This window comes from Streptomyces canus (assembly GCF_001514145.1).
GTDB classification, from domain to species: domain Bacteria; phylum Actinomycetota; class Actinomycetes; order Streptomycetales; family Streptomycetaceae; genus Streptomyces; species Streptomyces canus.
Map to the genome: position 1 here is coordinate 373,795 of NZ_KQ948660.1, position 15,209 is coordinate 389,003.

The following is a 15,209-nucleotide window of genomic DNA, read 5'->3' on the forward strand; positions in this document are numbered from 1 at the left end:
TCAGATACCGCTCGCACCGGAAGGCTAAGTCCCGCACCCCTGGACCGACAAGGCGTGGCGCCCTACGCTCTGCCCACGATCTGACTATCCGTCAGTTCCACAAGGGGGCCGCCGTGACCGACACCGCCCACGCGCTCAGCGCGTCCCGCACCCTCTGGGAGCTGGTCGCCCGCCGCGCCGACCTGACCCCCGACCGCCGGGTCCTCCTCCAGGACGACCGCACGCTCACCTTCGGCGAGCTACGCGCGCGTGCCGAGCGGGTGGCGGCCGGCCTGTACGGCATGGGCGTACGTCCCGGCACGGTCGTCGCCTGGCAGCTGCCCACCCGTATCGAGACGGCCCTGCTCTCCTTCGCGCTCGCCCGTCTGGGCACCGTGCAGTCGCCCGTCATCCCCTTCTACCGGGACCGCGAAGTCGCTTTCGCCCTGCGGGAGTCGAAGGCGGAGTTCTTCGCGGTACCGGGAGTCTGGCGCGGCTTCGACCACACGGAGATGGCCCGGCGGCTCGGCGCGAAGGGGATCTTCGAGGCGTACGACGACCTCCCGGACGGCGATCCGGCCGTCCTGCCCGCCCCGCCCGCCGACGGCACCTCCGTCCGGTGGATCTACTGGACCTCGGGCACCACCTCCGACCCCAAGGGGGTTCTCCACACGGACCGTTCACTGATCGCGGGCGGCTCCTGCCTCGCGCACGCGCTGCGCCTGACGGCGGACGACGTGGGGTCGATGGCCTTCCCGTACGCGCACATCGCGGGCCCGGACTACACCGTGATGCTGCTGCTGTACGGCTTCCCGGCGGTGATGTTCGAGCAGTTCGCCCTGCCGGAGGCGCTGGAGGGATACCGCCGCCACGGGGTGACGGTGGCGGGCGGTTCGACGGCGTTCTACTCGATGTTCCTCACCGAGCAGCGCAAGTGGCCGGGCGAGCAGATCATCCCGTCCCTGCGGCTGCTCGCGGGCGGCGGGGCGCCCAAGCCGCCGGAGGTCTATCACGCCGTCGCACGGGAGCTGGGGGTGCAGCTGACGCACGGCTACGGCATGACCGAGGTACCGATGATCACCATGGGCGATCCGGACGACACGGTGGAGAACCTGGCGACGACCGAGGGACGGCCGCCGGAGGGGATGTCCGTGCGGATCGTGGACGGGGAGGTGCGGCTGAAGGGGGAGGCGGTGTGTCAGGGGTATCTCGATCCGTCCCAGACGGCGGAGGCCTTCGACGAGGAGGGCTACCTGCGCACAGGTGATCTCGGACGACTCACGGCCACCGGCCACCTGGTCCTCACCGGTCGGCTCAAGGACGTGATCATCCGCAAGGGCGAGAACATCTCGGCGAAGGAGATCGAGGACCTGCTGGCCGCGCATCCGGACGTCGGGGACGTGGCGGTGATCGGGCTCCCGGACGCCGAGCGCGGGGAACGCGTGTGTGCCGTGGTGGAACAGCCCGAGGGGGCCGGGAAGCTGACCCTGGACGCCGTGACCGCGTATCTGCGCGCGGAAGGGCTGTCGACCCACAAGCTGCCGGAGCAGGTGGAGGTGGTGGACGCCCTCCCGCGCAACGAGACCCTGCGGAAGGTCCTGAAGTACAAGCTCAGGGAGCGCTATTCGGGGACGGTGAAGTAGCGGGCGAAGGCGGGCACGATCTCGTCCTCGCCGACCTTGCCGTCGCCGTCGGTGTCCAGGGTGGCCGCGGCGGCCCGCGCGATGTCCTCGCTCGCACCGAGGATCCTCAGCACGCGCGCGGTGTCCTCGACGGTGACGCGTCCGTCGCCGTCCTGGTCCGCGACGGCGAGCGCGGCGTGCAGGAAGGGGCGGGCGATCTCGGCGAAGCGTTCCGGGTTGTCGCGCAGCCGCTTGACCGCGCCGTTCACGAACTCGTCCCGGGTGATCCGCTGGTCGCCGTCCCGGTCCGCGATCCCGGCCATGCCCTGCCAGAACGCCTCCGCGCCGATGTACAGCGCCTGTCCCTTGTCGGAGCGTGCCGCGGTACCGAACTCCGTGAGCAGCGCCTTGGCCGCCACGTTGAAATCCTCGCGGTCGATGTAGCCGTTGCCGTCCTGGTCGAAGGTGACGAACCGGCCGGCGATCCTGCGCTCGTACTCGCTGCTGACCATGTCTCTTCGGGCCGCCTCACATCACATCGGGTGCATCTCGCACGGAGCGTACGACGCGGGCGGCGCCCCGGGGGCCGGAAGGCGGCGCCTGTGCCAAGACCGGGAGAATTTCGGGACAACGGTGTGGCAGTCGGGGTGCCCCAGGTCACAACCGGCGTACGCGCTCAGGCCGACAGTGGTCCCGCCTCCTCGTCGGTCGCCGAGTCCACGTCCGGGTGGACCTCGAACAGCCGGCGGACGCCGAGGGCGCCGAGGACGCGGTTGACGTGCGAGCCGTCGGCGGCGCCCTGGGCCGGGAGGATCAGGCGCAGATCGCCCTGGCAGGAGCGGATCAGACGGCGGGAGGCGATGAGGACGCCGACACCGCTGGAGTCGCAGAAGTACACGTCCGAGAGGTCGAGGACGAGACTGTGGCGCCCCTCGGCCACGACATCGTGGACTCGCTGGCGGAGCACCGGCGAGGTCACCAGGTCCAGCTCGCCCGTCACACTGAGCACGGTCCAGTCGCCCTGCTCGTTGCCGGTCACATTGAACGCCACCACCATGCCCTTCGCTCGCGGAAAGCAAACGGAAGCCTTTCTTACGCTTCCTTGCAGCGCGGCTGCCCAGCGGCCGTTCCCTGAAACAAAGACCGAGAAACGGAAATCGTTCGAAAGAGGCTTGTTTTAGTCGGCTTCGATCCTGTTCGATCAGGTCTGATCAGTGAGTGGGTGGGTAGGCAAGGTCCACTACCACCTGCGGACCCTCGGGGGGCGTGCATTGGAACAAAGGGGCGTGCGCTGCCGGAGGTGCCGACTACATTCGAGGAGACGGTGGGCGCAGGCTTGACCCGGACACTTGCAGGGGTGAGGGGGCCGCATGGCGAAGAAGGACGCACCGCCCCGCTGGGACCGCAAGATGCAGCAGCGGCTCGCACGCGGTGAGGCGGCCGCCCTCGGCGAGCTCTACGACCGTTTCGCTTCACTCGTGCACGGTCTCGCCCATCGCGTGCTCGGAGACGAGCGCGCCGCCGACGGCATCACACGGGAGGTCTTCGTCCACGTCTGGGAGCACCCCGAGGCCTACGACCCCAAACAGGGCCCACTGCGCTCCTGGGTCGCCGGGCTGACCCACCGCCTGGCCGTGCAGCGGCTGCGCGCCACCGAGACCGCCGCGCTCACCCAGGACACCGAGGGCTCCACCGAGGAACTCGAGCGCAAGGTCCGCCACGCCTCGGTCGCCGCCCGCGCCGACTACATCGTCCAGTCCATGCCCACCCCGCTGCGGGCCGCCCTGGAACTGGCCTACTTCCAGCGCCGTGACTACCGCCAGGCGGCCGCCGACCTCAGCATCACCGAGGACGAGGCCCGCCGCCGCCTCCGCCTGGGCCTCCAACTCCTGTCCACGGCCCACGACACGGGAGCGCCTGGGGCGCCGCCGGGATACGGAGGCGCGGCGTGAGCGGCGCAGGCGGTTTCGAGGCGCACGACGAGCAGGGCGGGTACGAGGGGAGGGGAGCGCGGGAGGGGTCGAGGGATCGCGAGGTGTTTCCCGAGGACACGGAGAAAATGAGCGACGGCCTCGGAAACGGCGACGACGACACCGGCAACGCGGGCGACGACCACGAGAGCGGCCAGGGCGCGGACGCGCACGACGCCGGAGGCGCGGGCAGTGCTGGCGACGGCGGTCCCGACGACCCCGAGGACCCCGAGGGCAACGGCTCGCAGGGCACCGACCCCCACCACACGCCCCGCATACCGCTCCCCCGCGCCTCCGTCGAGGACACCGGCCGCCCGCTGCCCGCGCTGGAGGAGCCGGTACCCTCCGTTCCCCTCGTCCTGGAGCACCGTGTGCTGAAGGCGCTGCTCGGGGCGTGGGCGCTGGCCGCGTGTTCGGCGGAGGAGACGGCCGCCGTGGAGGATCACCTCGGCGTCTGCGGCGCCTGCGCCGACGAGGCACTGCGGCTGCGCGGGGCGGTGGGCCTGCTGCAGCGCCCGGAGAGCCTCGACCTGGACCCGGGCCTGCGCACCCGCGTCCTCGATGGCTGCCTCGACCGGCGCCCGCCGCGCATCCCGGTGCCCGAGTGGGCCACGCCGTACGACGCCGAGACCGCCCGCCTCGATGCCCTGCTGCAGGACTTCGGCGACGCCGAGTGGCACGCGCCCGTGCGGCTGCGCTGGTTCGCCGCCGACGAGGCGACGAGCCGCCGTACGACGGTCGCCGGGGTCATGGCCCACCTGATGTCGGTCGACGGCCTCGTCGCGGTCGCCCTGGGCCTGGACGACCCGATGGGCGAGGTCCCCGCGGACGCGCCCACACCGGCCGGCCGCACCGAGGCGTACTGGCGCGCGTCGCACTTCCCGCCGACCCGCTCCGTGCGGACCCCCTGGCGCGAGCAGAGCCACGACCTCGTCCGCACGGTGTCGTTCACCGGCGGCACCTCCGGCAAGCTCGAGGTGGCCTACGGCGACTTCGTCCTCCCCCTCCACGACGCGATGCTGGACCGCGCCTTCGAGTGCTGGGTCCACGCGGAGGACATCGCGCAGGCGGTCGACTACCCCTACGAGCCGCCGTCCCCCCGCCACCTCAACCGCATGATCGACCTGGCGGCCCGCGTGCTGCCCGCGGTGCTGGCGGAACGGCGGCAGAAGGGTCTGGCGTCACCGGCCCATGGACGGCACCTGGTGAGCGCCGGAGGCCCCGGCCGCACTCTGCGTCTGGAGATCGAGGGCCTGGGCGGGGGTGAGTGGCTGATCCCCCTGGACTCCCCCGCGGCGGCGGGTTCGGCGGAGCACGAGGTGGCCCATGTGGCCCTGGACGGCGTGGAGTTCTGCCAGCTGGCCGCGGGCCATGTACCGCCGGCGGAGGCTGCTGCGGGGCAGCGGGGTGATCGTGAGGCGATCAGGGACGTACTGTTCGCGGCGGCGAGCTTGAGCCGGATGTAGGCGAGGGCGGGGGAGCGTCGGCGGCTGAGGGTGATTCGTGGTTGCTCGCGCCCCTGAGGGCACGTCCAGCTGAGGTCCTTCAGGGGCGCGGGGAACTGCGCGACCAGCCCCCACCGCCCCGCAGCCGCCACGAAACCGCAGCCCCCCGAGCTCCTAGGCGAACACGACCGTCCGCCGCCCGTTCAACAGAATCCTGCGCTCGGCGTGCCACTTCACGGCCCGCGCCAGCGCCTGGCACTCCACGTCCCGCCCGATCGCCACGAGCTGGTCCGGCGTCACGCCATGCCCCACCCGCTCGACCTCCTGCTCGATGATCGGCCCCTCGTCGAGGTCGGCGGTCACATAGTGCGCCGTCGCCCCGATCAGCTTGACCCCCCGCGCATGAGCCTGGTGATACGGCTTCGCGCCCTTGAAGCTCGGCAGGAACGAGTGGTGGATGTTGATGATCCTGCCGCTGAGCTGCTTGCACAGATCGTCGGACAGCACCTGCATGTACCGGGCGAGCACGACGAGCTCGACGTCCTGCTCGCGCACCAGCTCCAGCAGCCGCGCCTCCGCTTCGGCCTTGTTCTCCCGCGTCACCGGAATGTGGTGGAAGGGAATGTTGTACGACCCCACGAGCTCGGCGAAGTCGGTGTGGTTGGACACCACCGCGGCGATCTCCACCGGCAGCGCACCGATGCTCGCGCGGAAGAGCAGGTCGTTCAGGCAGTGCCCGAACTTGCTGACCATCAGCACGACCCGCATCCGGTCCTCGACCCGGTTGATCTGCCAGTCCATGTGGAAGGAGTCACCGATCGCGGCGAACGACGCCCGCAGCTTGTCCACCCGCACCGGCGCCTCCGCCGAGAAGTGGACACGCATGAAGAACAGGCCCGTGTCGTGGTCGCCGAACTGCTGGCTGTCCTCGATGTTGCAGCCGGTCATGAAGAGATAGCTCGACACGGCGTGCACGATGCCCTGCTTGTCGGGGCAGGACAGGGTCAGGACGTACTGGTCGGCCGGGGTGGACTGCTCGTTCATGCAGGACAGGGTCGCATATCCACCGGAGCGGCAAAGATCGCGTCCGTCACGCGGACCTGGTCATGATCTGCAGTACCTCGAGCGTGCGCGGCGGACCGTCCGGATCCTCCCCGTCGGCCGTCGCCATGCGCACGTGCGCGTCCCGCGCCGCCCGCACCGCGTCCGGCCACCCCGGGTTCTCCATGTACACGGAGACGGGGGCGTCGGGACCGACCTGGTGCATGATCCGCAGCACCCGCAGGACGGCGGTGTCGACGAGGGCCGCCTCCTGGGAGTCCCGGAAGATCGTGCCCACGTATTTCTCGGCGGACCAGTTGTCCAGCCAGGTGTCCTCGACGAGGCGGTACACGGCGTCGGTGACGTCCCCGTACCCCTCGACACCGGCCAGCCAGACGTTCTGCTGGAACCCTGGGTCGGAGAGCATGTGCAGCGCGGAGCGCACATTGCTGCGCCAGCGCCACCACGGCATGTCGTTCAGTGGCATGCCGCCCATGGTGGAGGAGCGACGGCCGCGACGGGAAGAGTTCTCCGAACCTTGCACGGTCACCGATCGTACGTTCTTCCCCCATACGTGCCTCACAGGCCCCCGCTGTTCACCTTTACGTCACCCTTCATCTACCGAGGGTCACTCCCGAGTTGGCGATGTGACGAAAGCGTGTGTGTCCATGACCGGCAGGCGACGCATCCGCAGCACCTTCCTCCCCCAGCACCACCGGCCCGTCAGAGCCACCGCCCTCGCGGCGGGGGCACTGGTGGCGTGTGCTTCCCTCGCCGCCGGCTGCGGGGTCGTCCCCGGTACCACGGGGGGTTCCGGGGACGGCCCGATCAAGGTCATGACCTGGGCCCCGTCGGACACCAAGGCGACCAACAAGCCCGGCATGCCCGCCTTCGCCCAGGCGTACGCCCGCTGGATCAACTCCAAGGGCGGCATCAACGGCCGTAAGCTCACCGTCCTGACCTGCAACGACCACAACGACGGGGTGTCCGCGGCGAAGTGCGCCCGGCGCGCGGTCAAGGAGAACGTCGTCGCGGTCGTCGGCTCCTACAGCCAGTACGCCGACTCCTTCTTCCCGCCCCTCGAAGCCGCGGGCATCCCCTACATCGGCGGCTACGGCGCCACCAACGCCGAGTTCACCAGCCCGCTGTCCTACCCGGTCAACGGCGGCCAGCCCACCCTGCTGGCGGGCCTGGGCAAGGCGCTCGCCACGGCCTGCGGCAATGTCACCCTCGTACGGCCCGACACCATCGCGGGCGACGAGCTGCCCGTCCTGCTGGACTCCGGGCTGACCACCGGTGGACACCGGGCCGCGGGCGACGTGCGGGCGGCGGACGACGCCACCGAGTACTCGGCGCAGTCCACGAAGGCGCTCGACGGCTCGACGTCCGGCGCCCCGGCCTCCGGCTCGGTCTCCGGCTCGAAGGAGGGGTGCGTGGTACCCGCGCTCGGCGACCGCACCAGCACGTTCATGGACTCCTTCCGGCGCGCCCGGGAGGAATACCCGCAGGTGCGCACGGCCATGGCGATGGGCAGCGTCGACCAGACGGTGATCGACGCGTCCGGCGGCGCGTCGGGACCCTACGAGGGGTCGTACATCACCGGCTGGTACCCCGTGGAGAGCGATGCCCGCTGGGCCGCGATGAAGAAGGTCATCAGCGAGGAGGCCTTCGGCGACAACCGCATCGACTCGGCGGACGCGGGGGTGCAGACCACCTGGATCGCCTACACGGTGCTCACGAAGGCCGTCGAGTCGCAGGGCAGCGGCGAGGTGTCCGCCGGCAGCATCCGCGCCACCCTCAACAACGGGCTCAAGATCCCGACCGGCGGTCTGACGCCGACCCTCCGGTGGACCACCCGGGACACCTGGAGCTCCGCCGACGACCTCGCCTCGGTCGGCTTCCCGCGCATGGTCAACGCCCATGTGACGCTCCAGGTGGTGCGTCAGGGCCAGCTCGTGGCGGCGCGCAAGGGCTTCACCGACGTGACGACGACACTCCAGAACGCGGACGTCAACTGACCCGCGGGGGGCGCCGGAACGCCCCCCGCGGACCACTCACAGCTGGGTCGCCGTGCGCTCGGTCAGGCTGTACTTCCTGGCGATCGCGTTCCACAGCCGGGCCGCCTTGGCCTTCTCGGTGCTGGCGGTGCCGCTGTCCCGGTTGCCGGCCTGGGTCTGGCCCGTGGTGCGGGCCTGGCCCTTCTTGCAGCCCTTCTTGCCGGCGGACTGGTCGGCCCAGGCCGCGTAGTGGTTGTCGGCGGACGCGGACGCCTGCCAGGCCTTGGTGAGGGCGTCGGTCAGCTCGGCGTGGCTCGGCAACTGGTCGACGGGGAGTGCCTTGAGCCGGGTCACCAGGCCGGTGCGCTGGGCCGCCGCGTCCCGCAGGTCCTGGGCCGCCTGGCCGAGGTTCTTGCAGGACTTCACGTTCGCCACCGCGCTGATCACCGAGGAACGGCTGTTGCCACTGTCGGCGAGCAGCTTGTCCAGCTCGGCGGCCTGCGCCTTCGCGGGATCGGCGGACGGCGAGGCGGAGCCGTCGGTCGCGGGGGCCGTCGCCGACACGGTCTGGTTCTTGTCGCCCCCGTCGCCGCCCCCGCCCCCGGCGAGCAGCGCGCCCGCACCGATGCCGAGCACGACGATCCCGATGCCCACGGCTGCGATGACCGGCACCCGCGACCGCCCGCGGCCACCTCGGTCGCCGTCGTCGTAGACGTCACCGCCGGGCGGGCCGTACGGCGGCTGGGCACCATATGACGGCTGCTGGGCGCCGTACGACGGCTGCGGAGCCCCGTACGCGGGCGGTACGGCCTCGGGCTGGGCGAACCGTGGCATCTGCTGCGTGGACGCGGCCCCGCCGTCAGCGCCCGGCCCACCGCGGAAGAGGTTGTCGAACTCGGAGGGCGGCTGCCGTTCCCCGCCGTAGTGCGCGCCGGGGGTCTGCCCGGGCACGGGCGCGATGAACTGCGTGGCCTCGGCGTCGGGGCCGCTCGGCGCGCTGGGCGGGAACGGGCCGGCGCCGGTACCGGGGGCCGCGTTCTGCGGGGGCTGCGCGCCATACGGGGACTGCGGGTGCTGCCTCGGGTAGTGCGCCGCCTCGGCGGACACCTCGGGCGGGAGCGCGCCGGGGCGGACGGGCGGGAGGTACTGGGTGGCTCCCTCGGGGGCGGCGGGGGCGGCCGTGACCGGCGGTATGAACTGGGTGGCGCCCTCGTCGGCGGGCGGCAGGGGCGCGGAGCCGGATATGCCGGGGCCCGACGGGAGGGGCTGGCCCACGGGCGGGAGGTAGTAGGAGGTCGGCTCGTTGGAGTCATAGCCGGGCGCGGGCTGCTGCTGCGGTGCACCGGTCCCGGGAGCCTCGTAGGGCGCGACCTGGCCCTGCTGCGGGGGCAGCGGCTGGGACTGGGGGGCCGGCCGGCCGACGGGCGGCAGGTAGTACGAGGTCGGTTCGTCCGTGTCGTAACCCGGCGCGGGCTGCGGCTGGGACTGGGGCGGTGTGCCGCCGGGCGGCTGGGGCGTGCCCCAGGTCTGGGTGGGCGGCTGCGACCAGTCCTGGGCCTGTGGCTGGTCCTGGCTCTGCTCGGCCTGCGCCTGCTGCTGGCCGGGGCCCCACGGGGTGCCCCACGCCTGACCGCCGGGCGGCTGGCCGTAGGACGGGGCGCCGGAAGCCTGGCCGTACGCCGCGTCGGGCGCCTGGCCGGACGGGCCCGGCTGCGGAGGGCCGCCGTATCCGCCCTGCTGCGGGGGGCCGTATCCGGGCTGCGGACCGCCGTGTCCACCCGTCTGTCCCGGCAGCAGGGGTTCCCCGCCGTCGGAGGGCAGCACGATGCCTTCGCGCGCTTCGCGCGCCGAGGGCTGCTCGCCCTGTCCACTCTGCGTCACCGGGACTCCTACTGATGCGGGAACTTCGGAATCGTCGGTTCACGCTACCGGGTCCTCCGAGCCCGGTGCCACGTAGCACAGGACGTGACCTGCGTCCCTGTGACCGCAGTAACAAATCCCGGGAGATCACGTGACAGTTCCGGGCCCGCATCCGCTGTATACGTCCTCCTTTACGCGGCCGCCTGAAGGTCCAGCCGGGCCCCGAACTCCCTGACGACGGGCTCGTCCCGGAACGGCTCGAGGCGCTGCTGGAAGTCGTCGAGGTACTCGGCGCCCCGGTTGGAGCGCACGGTCTCCAGCAACGCGACCGCTTTCAGGCCGGTGTTGCAGGCCTGCTCGATCTCGCGCTGCTGCACCTGCGCGGTGGCGAGCAGGACCAGACCGATGGCCCGCCGGCGCGCCTTGTTCTCGGGAAGCCCGTCCAGGGACTCCTGTGCGCACCGCGCCGCCGCCTCGGCCTGGCCGAGGTCACGGTGGCAGTGAGCCAACTCGTCGGCCAGATAGGCCTCGTCGAAGTGCGCGATCCAGGCGGGGTCGTCGCCGGAGGAGGGGTCCGCCGCCTCCAGCGCGTGCACGGCCCGTCCGGACGCCGCCTGGGTGGCCCGCGCGTCGCCCATGAGGGCGTGCCCGCGGGCCTCCGCCGCGTAGAACATCGCCTCCGCGCGCGGTGTCACACGACCCCGCGCCCCCTCCTGCGCCGCCCGCGCCAACTGGGCGATCTCGCGCGGGTTTCCGAGCTGCGCGGCGAGGTGGCTCATGGACGCGGCGAGCACATAGCCGCCGTAGCCGCGATCGCCCGCCGCCTGCGCGAGCCGCAACGCCTGGATGTAGTACCGCTGGGCCAGGCCCGGTTGCCCGGTGTCGATCGCCATGTACCCGGCGAGCTCCGTCAACCGGGCGACAGCGGCGAACAGTTCACGCCCGATCGCCTCCCGGTACGACCCCGCGAGCAGCCCGGAGACCACGCTGTTGAGGTAGTGCACCACGACAGGACGCACATGCCCGCTGCCGTACTGGTGGTCGAGGTCGACGAGCGCCTGGGTCATCGCGCGCACGGCCGCCACGTCGGACTGCCCCACGCGCGGGCCCGCCTGACGCGCCACCTGCGAGTCGGGCGAGGAGATCAGCCAGTCGCGGCTCGGCTCCACCAGCGCGGACGCGGCGACCGAGGAACCGGACAGGAAGTCACGGCGGCCCACGTCACTGCGCCACAGCTCACACACCTGCTCGATGGCGCCCAGCACCGTCGGCGAGAACTGGAGCCCGACGCCGGAGGCGAGGTTCTTGCCGTTGGCCATGCCGATCTCGTCGATCGTGACCGTACGGCCGAGTTTGCGCCCGAGGGCCTCCGCGATGATCGCGGGCGCCCTGCCCCGCGGCTGCTGTCCGCGCAGCCAACGGGCCACGGACGTCTTGTCGTAGCGCAGGTCGAGGCCGTGCTCGGCGCCGCACATGTTGACCCGGCGGGCGAGCCCGGCGTTCGAGCACCCCGCCTCCTGGATGAGCGCCTGCAGCCGTTCGTTCGGCTGTCGCGCGACGAGAGGCCTTGCGGCCATTGGCGTACCCCCTGTGGCTGCGGTGCCTGCCCACGCACCGAGTTGACGTGTCTTCCACCGGATCGGTCCGTCGGATCCCTTCGAACCCACCGAAAAGATCCGGCCGTGAAGATCAATGCCCCACCGTGACGTCTAAAATGCGAGGCATGCGAGGATTGCCGGGGTGAAGGCAGAAGCCTGCCCCTCTCGTGGTTACCCAGCTCACGCCCCGGTTCCTCTCGCGCGCCCCCACACGTGCATCCATGCGCCCCAGATGCCCGATCAGTGCCCCTCCCCCGCGCGCGCAGGTCCTGGCGCCGGACCGGCTCCGTCCGCCTGAAGGGCGCACCTCGCGGCCGGCGACGGGAATCCCCCGCGCGAGCGCAGCGGAGCACGCCGGAATACGCGCCGGCATCACGCGGCAGAAGTCGGTCCGACGCCGGGGCTCTGGCCGTAACCCGAGGTGGGCGCGGGAGTTGTGCTGAGCGTGGAAGAGACGATCGCGGGCACCGAAGCCGTTCAGATTCCGAAGCAGCGTGGGGAATCGCTGCTGGAGACAGCCGTTCGATACGCCGAGGAGCGCCACTGGGACGTCTTCCCCGGCACCTGGCTGGAAGCCGTCGACGGGGTGCAGCGGTGCTCCTGCGGTGACGCCGCGTGCGCCGTGCCCGGGGCACACCCCTCCCGGGAGGACTGGGCGACGCAGGCCACCGGCAGTGCGACCGTCGCGCGCCGGATGTGGCAGAAGCAGCCGACGGCTTCGATTCTGCTGCCGACCGGCCGGACGTTCGACGCGATCTCCGTTCCGGAGACGGCGGGGTTTCTCGCGCTGGCCCGTATGGAGCGGATGGAGTCGACTCTGGGGCCAGTGACATTGACGCCCGATCGCCGGATGCACTTCTTCGTGCTGCCGGGGGCGTCGGTGAAGGTGCCCGAGCTGGTACGGACGCTGGGCTGGACGCCCTCGTCGCTTGATCTGATCGCGCTGGGGGAAGGGTCGTACGTCGCCGGTCCCCCTACGCGGTACGGGTCGACCGGAGCCGTTCAGTGGGCCTGCCGTCCGACGCCCGCCAACCGTTGGCTTCCGGATGCCGAGGAGTTGATCTCCCCGCTGGCCTATGCGTGCGGTCGGGACAGGTGACGTGGGCCACGCGGCGGAGCCGTATGAAAAGGCACAGCCCCCACGCGCCTAAGGTGGGCGTTCATGACGTCGGCTGTGAGTGTGCGTGGGCTCTGGAAACGGTTCGGGCAGCAGGTCGCTGTCGCCGGGATTGATCTCGAACTGCCTGCTGGAAAGTTCATCGGGCTTGTCGGCCCCAACGGGGCCGGGAAGACCACCACTCTCTCCATGGTCACCGGGCTGCTCCGCCCGGATCAGGGCTCTGTAGAGATCGTCGGGCAGGACGTGTGGCGGGACCCGGTGAACGTCAAGGCGCGGATCGGGGTCCTGCCCGAGGGGTTGCGGCTGTTCGAGCGGCTGTCGGGTCGTGAACTGCTCGCCTATTCCGGCCGGTTGCGGGGGCTGCCCGGGGCCGAGGTCGACCGGCGGGCCGCTCAGCTGCTCGACGTGCTCGATCTGGCCGGGGCGCAGCACAAACTGGTCGTCGACTACTCGACCGGGATGCGGAAGAAGATCGGACTCGCGGCGGCCCTGCTCCACAACCCCGAAGTGCTGTTTCTCGACGAGCCGTTCGAGGGCGTCGACCCCGTCTCCGCGCAGACCATCCGAGGCGTGCTGGAGCGGTACACGGCCTCCGGCGCCACCGTCGTCTTCTCCTCGCACGTGATGGAGCTCGTGGAGTCCCTGTGCGACTGGGTGGCCGTCATGGCCGCCGGGCGCATCCGCGCCCACGGGCCGCTCGACGAGGTGCGCGGCGGCGCGCCCTCACTGCAACGGGCGTTCCTCGAACTCGTCGGCGCACAGGGGCAGAACACCGGCGCGAACCTTGACTGGCTGGGCGGCGGGGCCCGATGACGGGAGACATCACCCCGGTCGTCGTACGACTCAAGCTGTCGCTGCTCAGGAACGGCCTGCGGCAGTCCGGCGGGCGGCGGGCCGCCTACATCGCCTCGGCCGTCGCCGTACTCCTCTTCTCCGTCCTTCAGCTGCTCGGCCTCATCGCCCTGCGCGGAAACGAACACGCCGCCTCCGTCGTCGTCCCGCTGGTCGCCGTGCTGGCGGCCGGCTGGGCCGTGATGCCGCTGTTCTTCCCCGGCGGCGACGAAACCCTCGACCCCACCCGCCTGGTGATGCTGCCGCTGCGGCCCCGGCCCCTCGTACGGGCGCTGCTGGTGGCCTCGCTGGTCGGTATCGGGCCGGTGTTCACGCTCTGCATGCTCGTCGGTTCCGTCGTCTCCGTCGCGCACGGTGCTTCGGCGTACGTCGTCTCCGTGATCGGTGTCGCGCTCGCACTGCTGGTCTGCGTGGCCCTCGCGCGAGCCGTCGCCGTGGCCAACATCCGGCTGCTGACCAGCCGCAAGGGCCGTGATCTGGCGGTGCTGAGCGGACTGGTCATCGCGGTCGGCGCGCAGGTCGTGAACTTCGGCGCGCAGCGGCTGGGTTCGGGCGGACTGGGGCAGCTGGACGGGCCTGCCGAGGTGCTGAAGTGGATCCCGCCCGCCTCGGCGATCGGGGCGGTCGACTCGGCGAGCGAGGGGTCGTACGGCATCGCGGTCCTCCAACTGGCCCTCTCCGCAGCAGCGTTGATCGGTCTGCTCGCCCTCTGGTCCCGCCATCTGACCCGGTTGATGACCTCCCCCGACGGCTCCACCCTCCCCTCCTCCCAGGGGGCCGCCCGGGAGCGGAGCTCGACGGGGCTCGCCCGGCTGCTGCCCGCCGGCCGCACCGGCACCGTCATGGAACGCAGCCTGCGCTATGTGTGGCGCGACCCCAAGACCAAGGCCGCGTGGGTGACCTCTCTGGCCATCGGGCTGATCGTGCCGGTGTTCAACGCGGTGCAGGGCACGGGGTCCATCTACTTCGCGTGCTTCGCCGCGGGCATGCTCGGCGTGCAGATGTACAACCAGTTCGGGCAGGACACCTCCGCGTTCTGGATGGTCGCCATGACCATCTCCTCGACGCGGGACGCCTACGTCGAACTGCGGGGGCGCGCGCTGGCGTTGCTGGTGATCACATTGCCGTACGCCACCCTCGTCACGGTTGTGACGACCGCGCTGATCGACGACTGGCCGAAGCTGCCCGAGGTGCTCGGCGTGTCCTTCGCGCTGCTCGGGGCGATGCTGGCGACCGGGGCGTGGACGTCGGCGCGCTTTCCCTACTCGATTCCGCAGGAGGGCTACAAGAACGTGGCCCCGGGACAGTCCGGCCTCGCCGCTGCCGCCGTCGTCGGGGGGATGGTCTCGGCCGCCCTGCTGTGCGCTCCTGTGATCGCCCTGACGATCTGGGCCAACGTCAGCGCGGACGGCGACGAGTGGAGCTGGGTACTGCTGCCGATCGGCGCGGTGTACGGCACCGCGATCACGCTGGCGGGACTACGCCTGGCAGCCCCACGAACGGCACGCCAGTTGCCGGAGATCCTGGTGGCGGTCAGCAAGGGGTGACGCGGGCGGGCCGGGCGGGACGGTGCCGGGGGCCGGGGGCCGCGGTGACGGCCGGCGGAGGCCTTGGTGGTGAGGCCCGTCGGCCGCGGGAGCGGGAGGGAAGGGGAGGGGGGCAGGAGGCCGTGATGGTGGACACGCCACCCGCGGAAAGCCGTGACGGGGACGCACCGGCCACGGA

13 protein-coding genes are annotated in these 15,209 nt (G+C 71.5%); 7 read left to right on the plus strand and 6 right to left on the minus strand.

From position 1 onward, the window contains the following. The first annotated feature begins 113 nt into the window (after positions 1-113). Positions 114-1,622 (plus strand): class I adenylate-forming enzyme family protein, encoded by a 1,509-nt coding sequence (locus AQJ46_RS18470; protein ID WP_059206632.1) that lies wholly within the window; start codon positions 114-116, stop codon positions 1,620-1,622. Here the strand turns inward: AQJ46_RS18470 and AQJ46_RS18475 are convergent. Beyond that, positions 1,601-2,113, minus strand: a complete 513-nt coding sequence (locus AQJ46_RS18475; RefSeq protein WP_057608520.1) for an EF-hand domain-containing protein — start codon at positions 2,111-2,113, stop codon at positions 1,601-1,603. The two genes, AQJ46_RS18470 and AQJ46_RS18475, sit on opposite strands and share 22 nt — an antisense overlap. Positions 2,114-2,277: 164 nt before the next feature. Further along, a complete protein-coding gene (locus AQJ46_RS18480; RefSeq protein WP_057608521.1) occupies positions 2,278-2,658 on the minus strand; it encodes an STAS domain-containing protein in 381 nt (126 codons plus the stop codon). Positions 2,659-2,971: 313 nt separating this feature from the next. Between AQJ46_RS18480 and AQJ46_RS18485 the strand changes: the two genes are divergently transcribed. Together AQJ46_RS18485 and AQJ46_RS18490 are read left to right on the plus strand one after the other, a co-directional pair. Further along, entirely contained in the window at positions 2,972-3,553 is a 582-nt protein-coding gene (locus AQJ46_RS18485) for a sigma-70 family RNA polymerase sigma factor (protein WP_057608522.1), read from the plus strand. Continuing rightward, a complete protein-coding gene (locus tag AQJ46_RS18490; protein WP_107117281.1) occupies positions 3,550-5,037 on the plus strand; it encodes a zf-HC2 domain-containing protein in 1,488 nt (495 codons plus the stop codon). The genes AQJ46_RS18485 and AQJ46_RS18490 overlap by 4 nt, the downstream gene beginning before the upstream one ends. A 153-nt stretch (positions 5,038-5,190) precedes the next feature. Here the strand turns inward: AQJ46_RS18490 and purU are convergent, their stop codons facing one another. After that, positions 5,191-6,060 (minus strand): formyltetrahydrofolate deformylase, encoded by an 870-nt coding sequence (gene purU / locus AQJ46_RS18495; protein ID WP_057608524.1) that lies wholly within the window; start codon positions 6,058-6,060, stop codon positions 5,191-5,193. A gap of 46 nt (positions 6,061-6,106) precedes the next feature. Then, positions 6,107-6,607: an SCO4402 family protein gene (locus tag AQJ46_RS18500; protein WP_079072335.1), complete on the minus strand. Its 501-nt coding sequence runs from the start codon at positions 6,605-6,607 to the stop codon at positions 6,107-6,109. A gap of 118 nt (positions 6,608-6,725) precedes the next feature. On the opposite strand from AQJ46_RS18500, the gene AQJ46_RS18505 reads away from it, so the two are divergent. Further along, complete coding sequence (locus AQJ46_RS18505; RefSeq protein WP_059206634.1) at positions 6,726-8,075, plus strand: ABC transporter substrate-binding protein; 1,350 nt, start codon at positions 6,726-6,728, stop codon at positions 8,073-8,075. 36 nt (positions 8,076-8,111) lie between these two features. On the opposite strand, the gene AQJ46_RS18510 is transcribed toward AQJ46_RS18505, so the two are convergent. Next, complete coding sequence (locus tag AQJ46_RS18510) at positions 8,112-9,935, minus strand: hypothetical protein (protein WP_059206635.1); 1,824 nt, start codon at positions 9,933-9,935, stop codon at positions 8,112-8,114. 170 nt (positions 9,936-10,105) lie between these two features. Next, positions 10,106-11,491 carry a tetratricopeptide repeat protein gene (locus AQJ46_RS18515; RefSeq protein ID WP_057608528.1) on the minus strand — a complete coding sequence of 462 codons (1,386 nt, stop codon included), beginning with the start codon at positions 11,489-11,491 and terminating at the stop codon, positions 10,106-10,108. A 457-nt stretch (positions 11,492-11,948) separates the two neighbouring features. On the opposite strand from AQJ46_RS18515, the gene AQJ46_RS18520 reads away from it, so the two are divergent. The 3 genes from AQJ46_RS18520 (at position 11,949) to AQJ46_RS18530 (ending at position 15,031) form a co-directional block, all read left to right on the plus strand. Continuing rightward, the gene (locus tag AQJ46_RS18520; RefSeq protein ID WP_107117282.1) at positions 11,949-12,611 is read left to right on the plus strand and encodes a bifunctional DNA primase/polymerase; all 663 of its coding nucleotides are present in this window, start codon (positions 11,949-11,951) and stop codon (positions 12,609-12,611) included. A gap of 63 nt (positions 12,612-12,674) precedes the next feature. After that, positions 12,675-13,445 carry an ABC transporter ATP-binding protein gene (locus AQJ46_RS18525; protein ID WP_057608529.1) on the plus strand — a complete coding sequence of 257 codons (771 nt, stop codon included), beginning with the start codon at positions 12,675-12,677 and terminating at the stop codon, positions 13,443-13,445. Then, positions 13,442-15,031 (plus strand): hypothetical protein, encoded by a 1,590-nt coding sequence (locus AQJ46_RS18530; RefSeq protein WP_059206636.1) that lies wholly within the window; start codon positions 13,442-13,444, stop codon positions 15,029-15,031. The genes AQJ46_RS18525 and AQJ46_RS18530 overlap by 4 nt, the downstream gene beginning before the upstream one ends. The last annotated feature ends 178 nt before the right edge of the window (positions 15,032-15,209 follow it).

Excerpts from the sequence above, each read along its gene's own strand:
- AQJ46_RS18475 (WP_057608520.1), bottom strand. The coding sequence starts at position 2,113 with ATGGTCAGCAGCGAGTACGAGCGCAGGATCGCCGGCCGGTTCGTCACC.
- AQJ46_RS18485 (WP_057608522.1), top strand. The coding sequence starts at position 2,972 with ATGGCGAAGAAGGACGCACCGCCCCGCTGGGACCGCAAGATGCAGCAG.
- AQJ46_RS18530 (WP_059206636.1), top strand. The coding sequence starts at position 13,442 with ATGACGGGAGACATCACCCCGGTCGTCGTACGACTCAAGCTGTCGCTG.
- AQJ46_RS18480 (WP_057608521.1), bottom strand. The coding sequence starts at position 2,658 with ATGGTGGTGGCGTTCAATGTGACCGGCAACGAGCAGGGCGACTGGACC.
- purU (WP_057608524.1), bottom strand. The coding sequence starts at position 6,060 with ATGAACGAGCAGTCCACCCCGGCCGACCAGTACGTCCTGACCCTGTCC.
- AQJ46_RS18515 (WP_057608528.1), bottom strand. The coding sequence starts at position 11,491 with ATGGCCGCAAGGCCTCTCGTCGCGCGACAGCCGAACGAACGGCTGCAG.
- AQJ46_RS18505 (WP_059206634.1), top strand. The coding sequence starts at position 6,726 with ATGACCGGCAGGCGACGCATCCGCAGCACCTTCCTCCCCCAGCACCAC.
- AQJ46_RS18525 (WP_057608529.1), top strand. The coding sequence starts at position 12,675 with ATGACGTCGGCTGTGAGTGTGCGTGGGCTCTGGAAACGGTTCGGGCAG.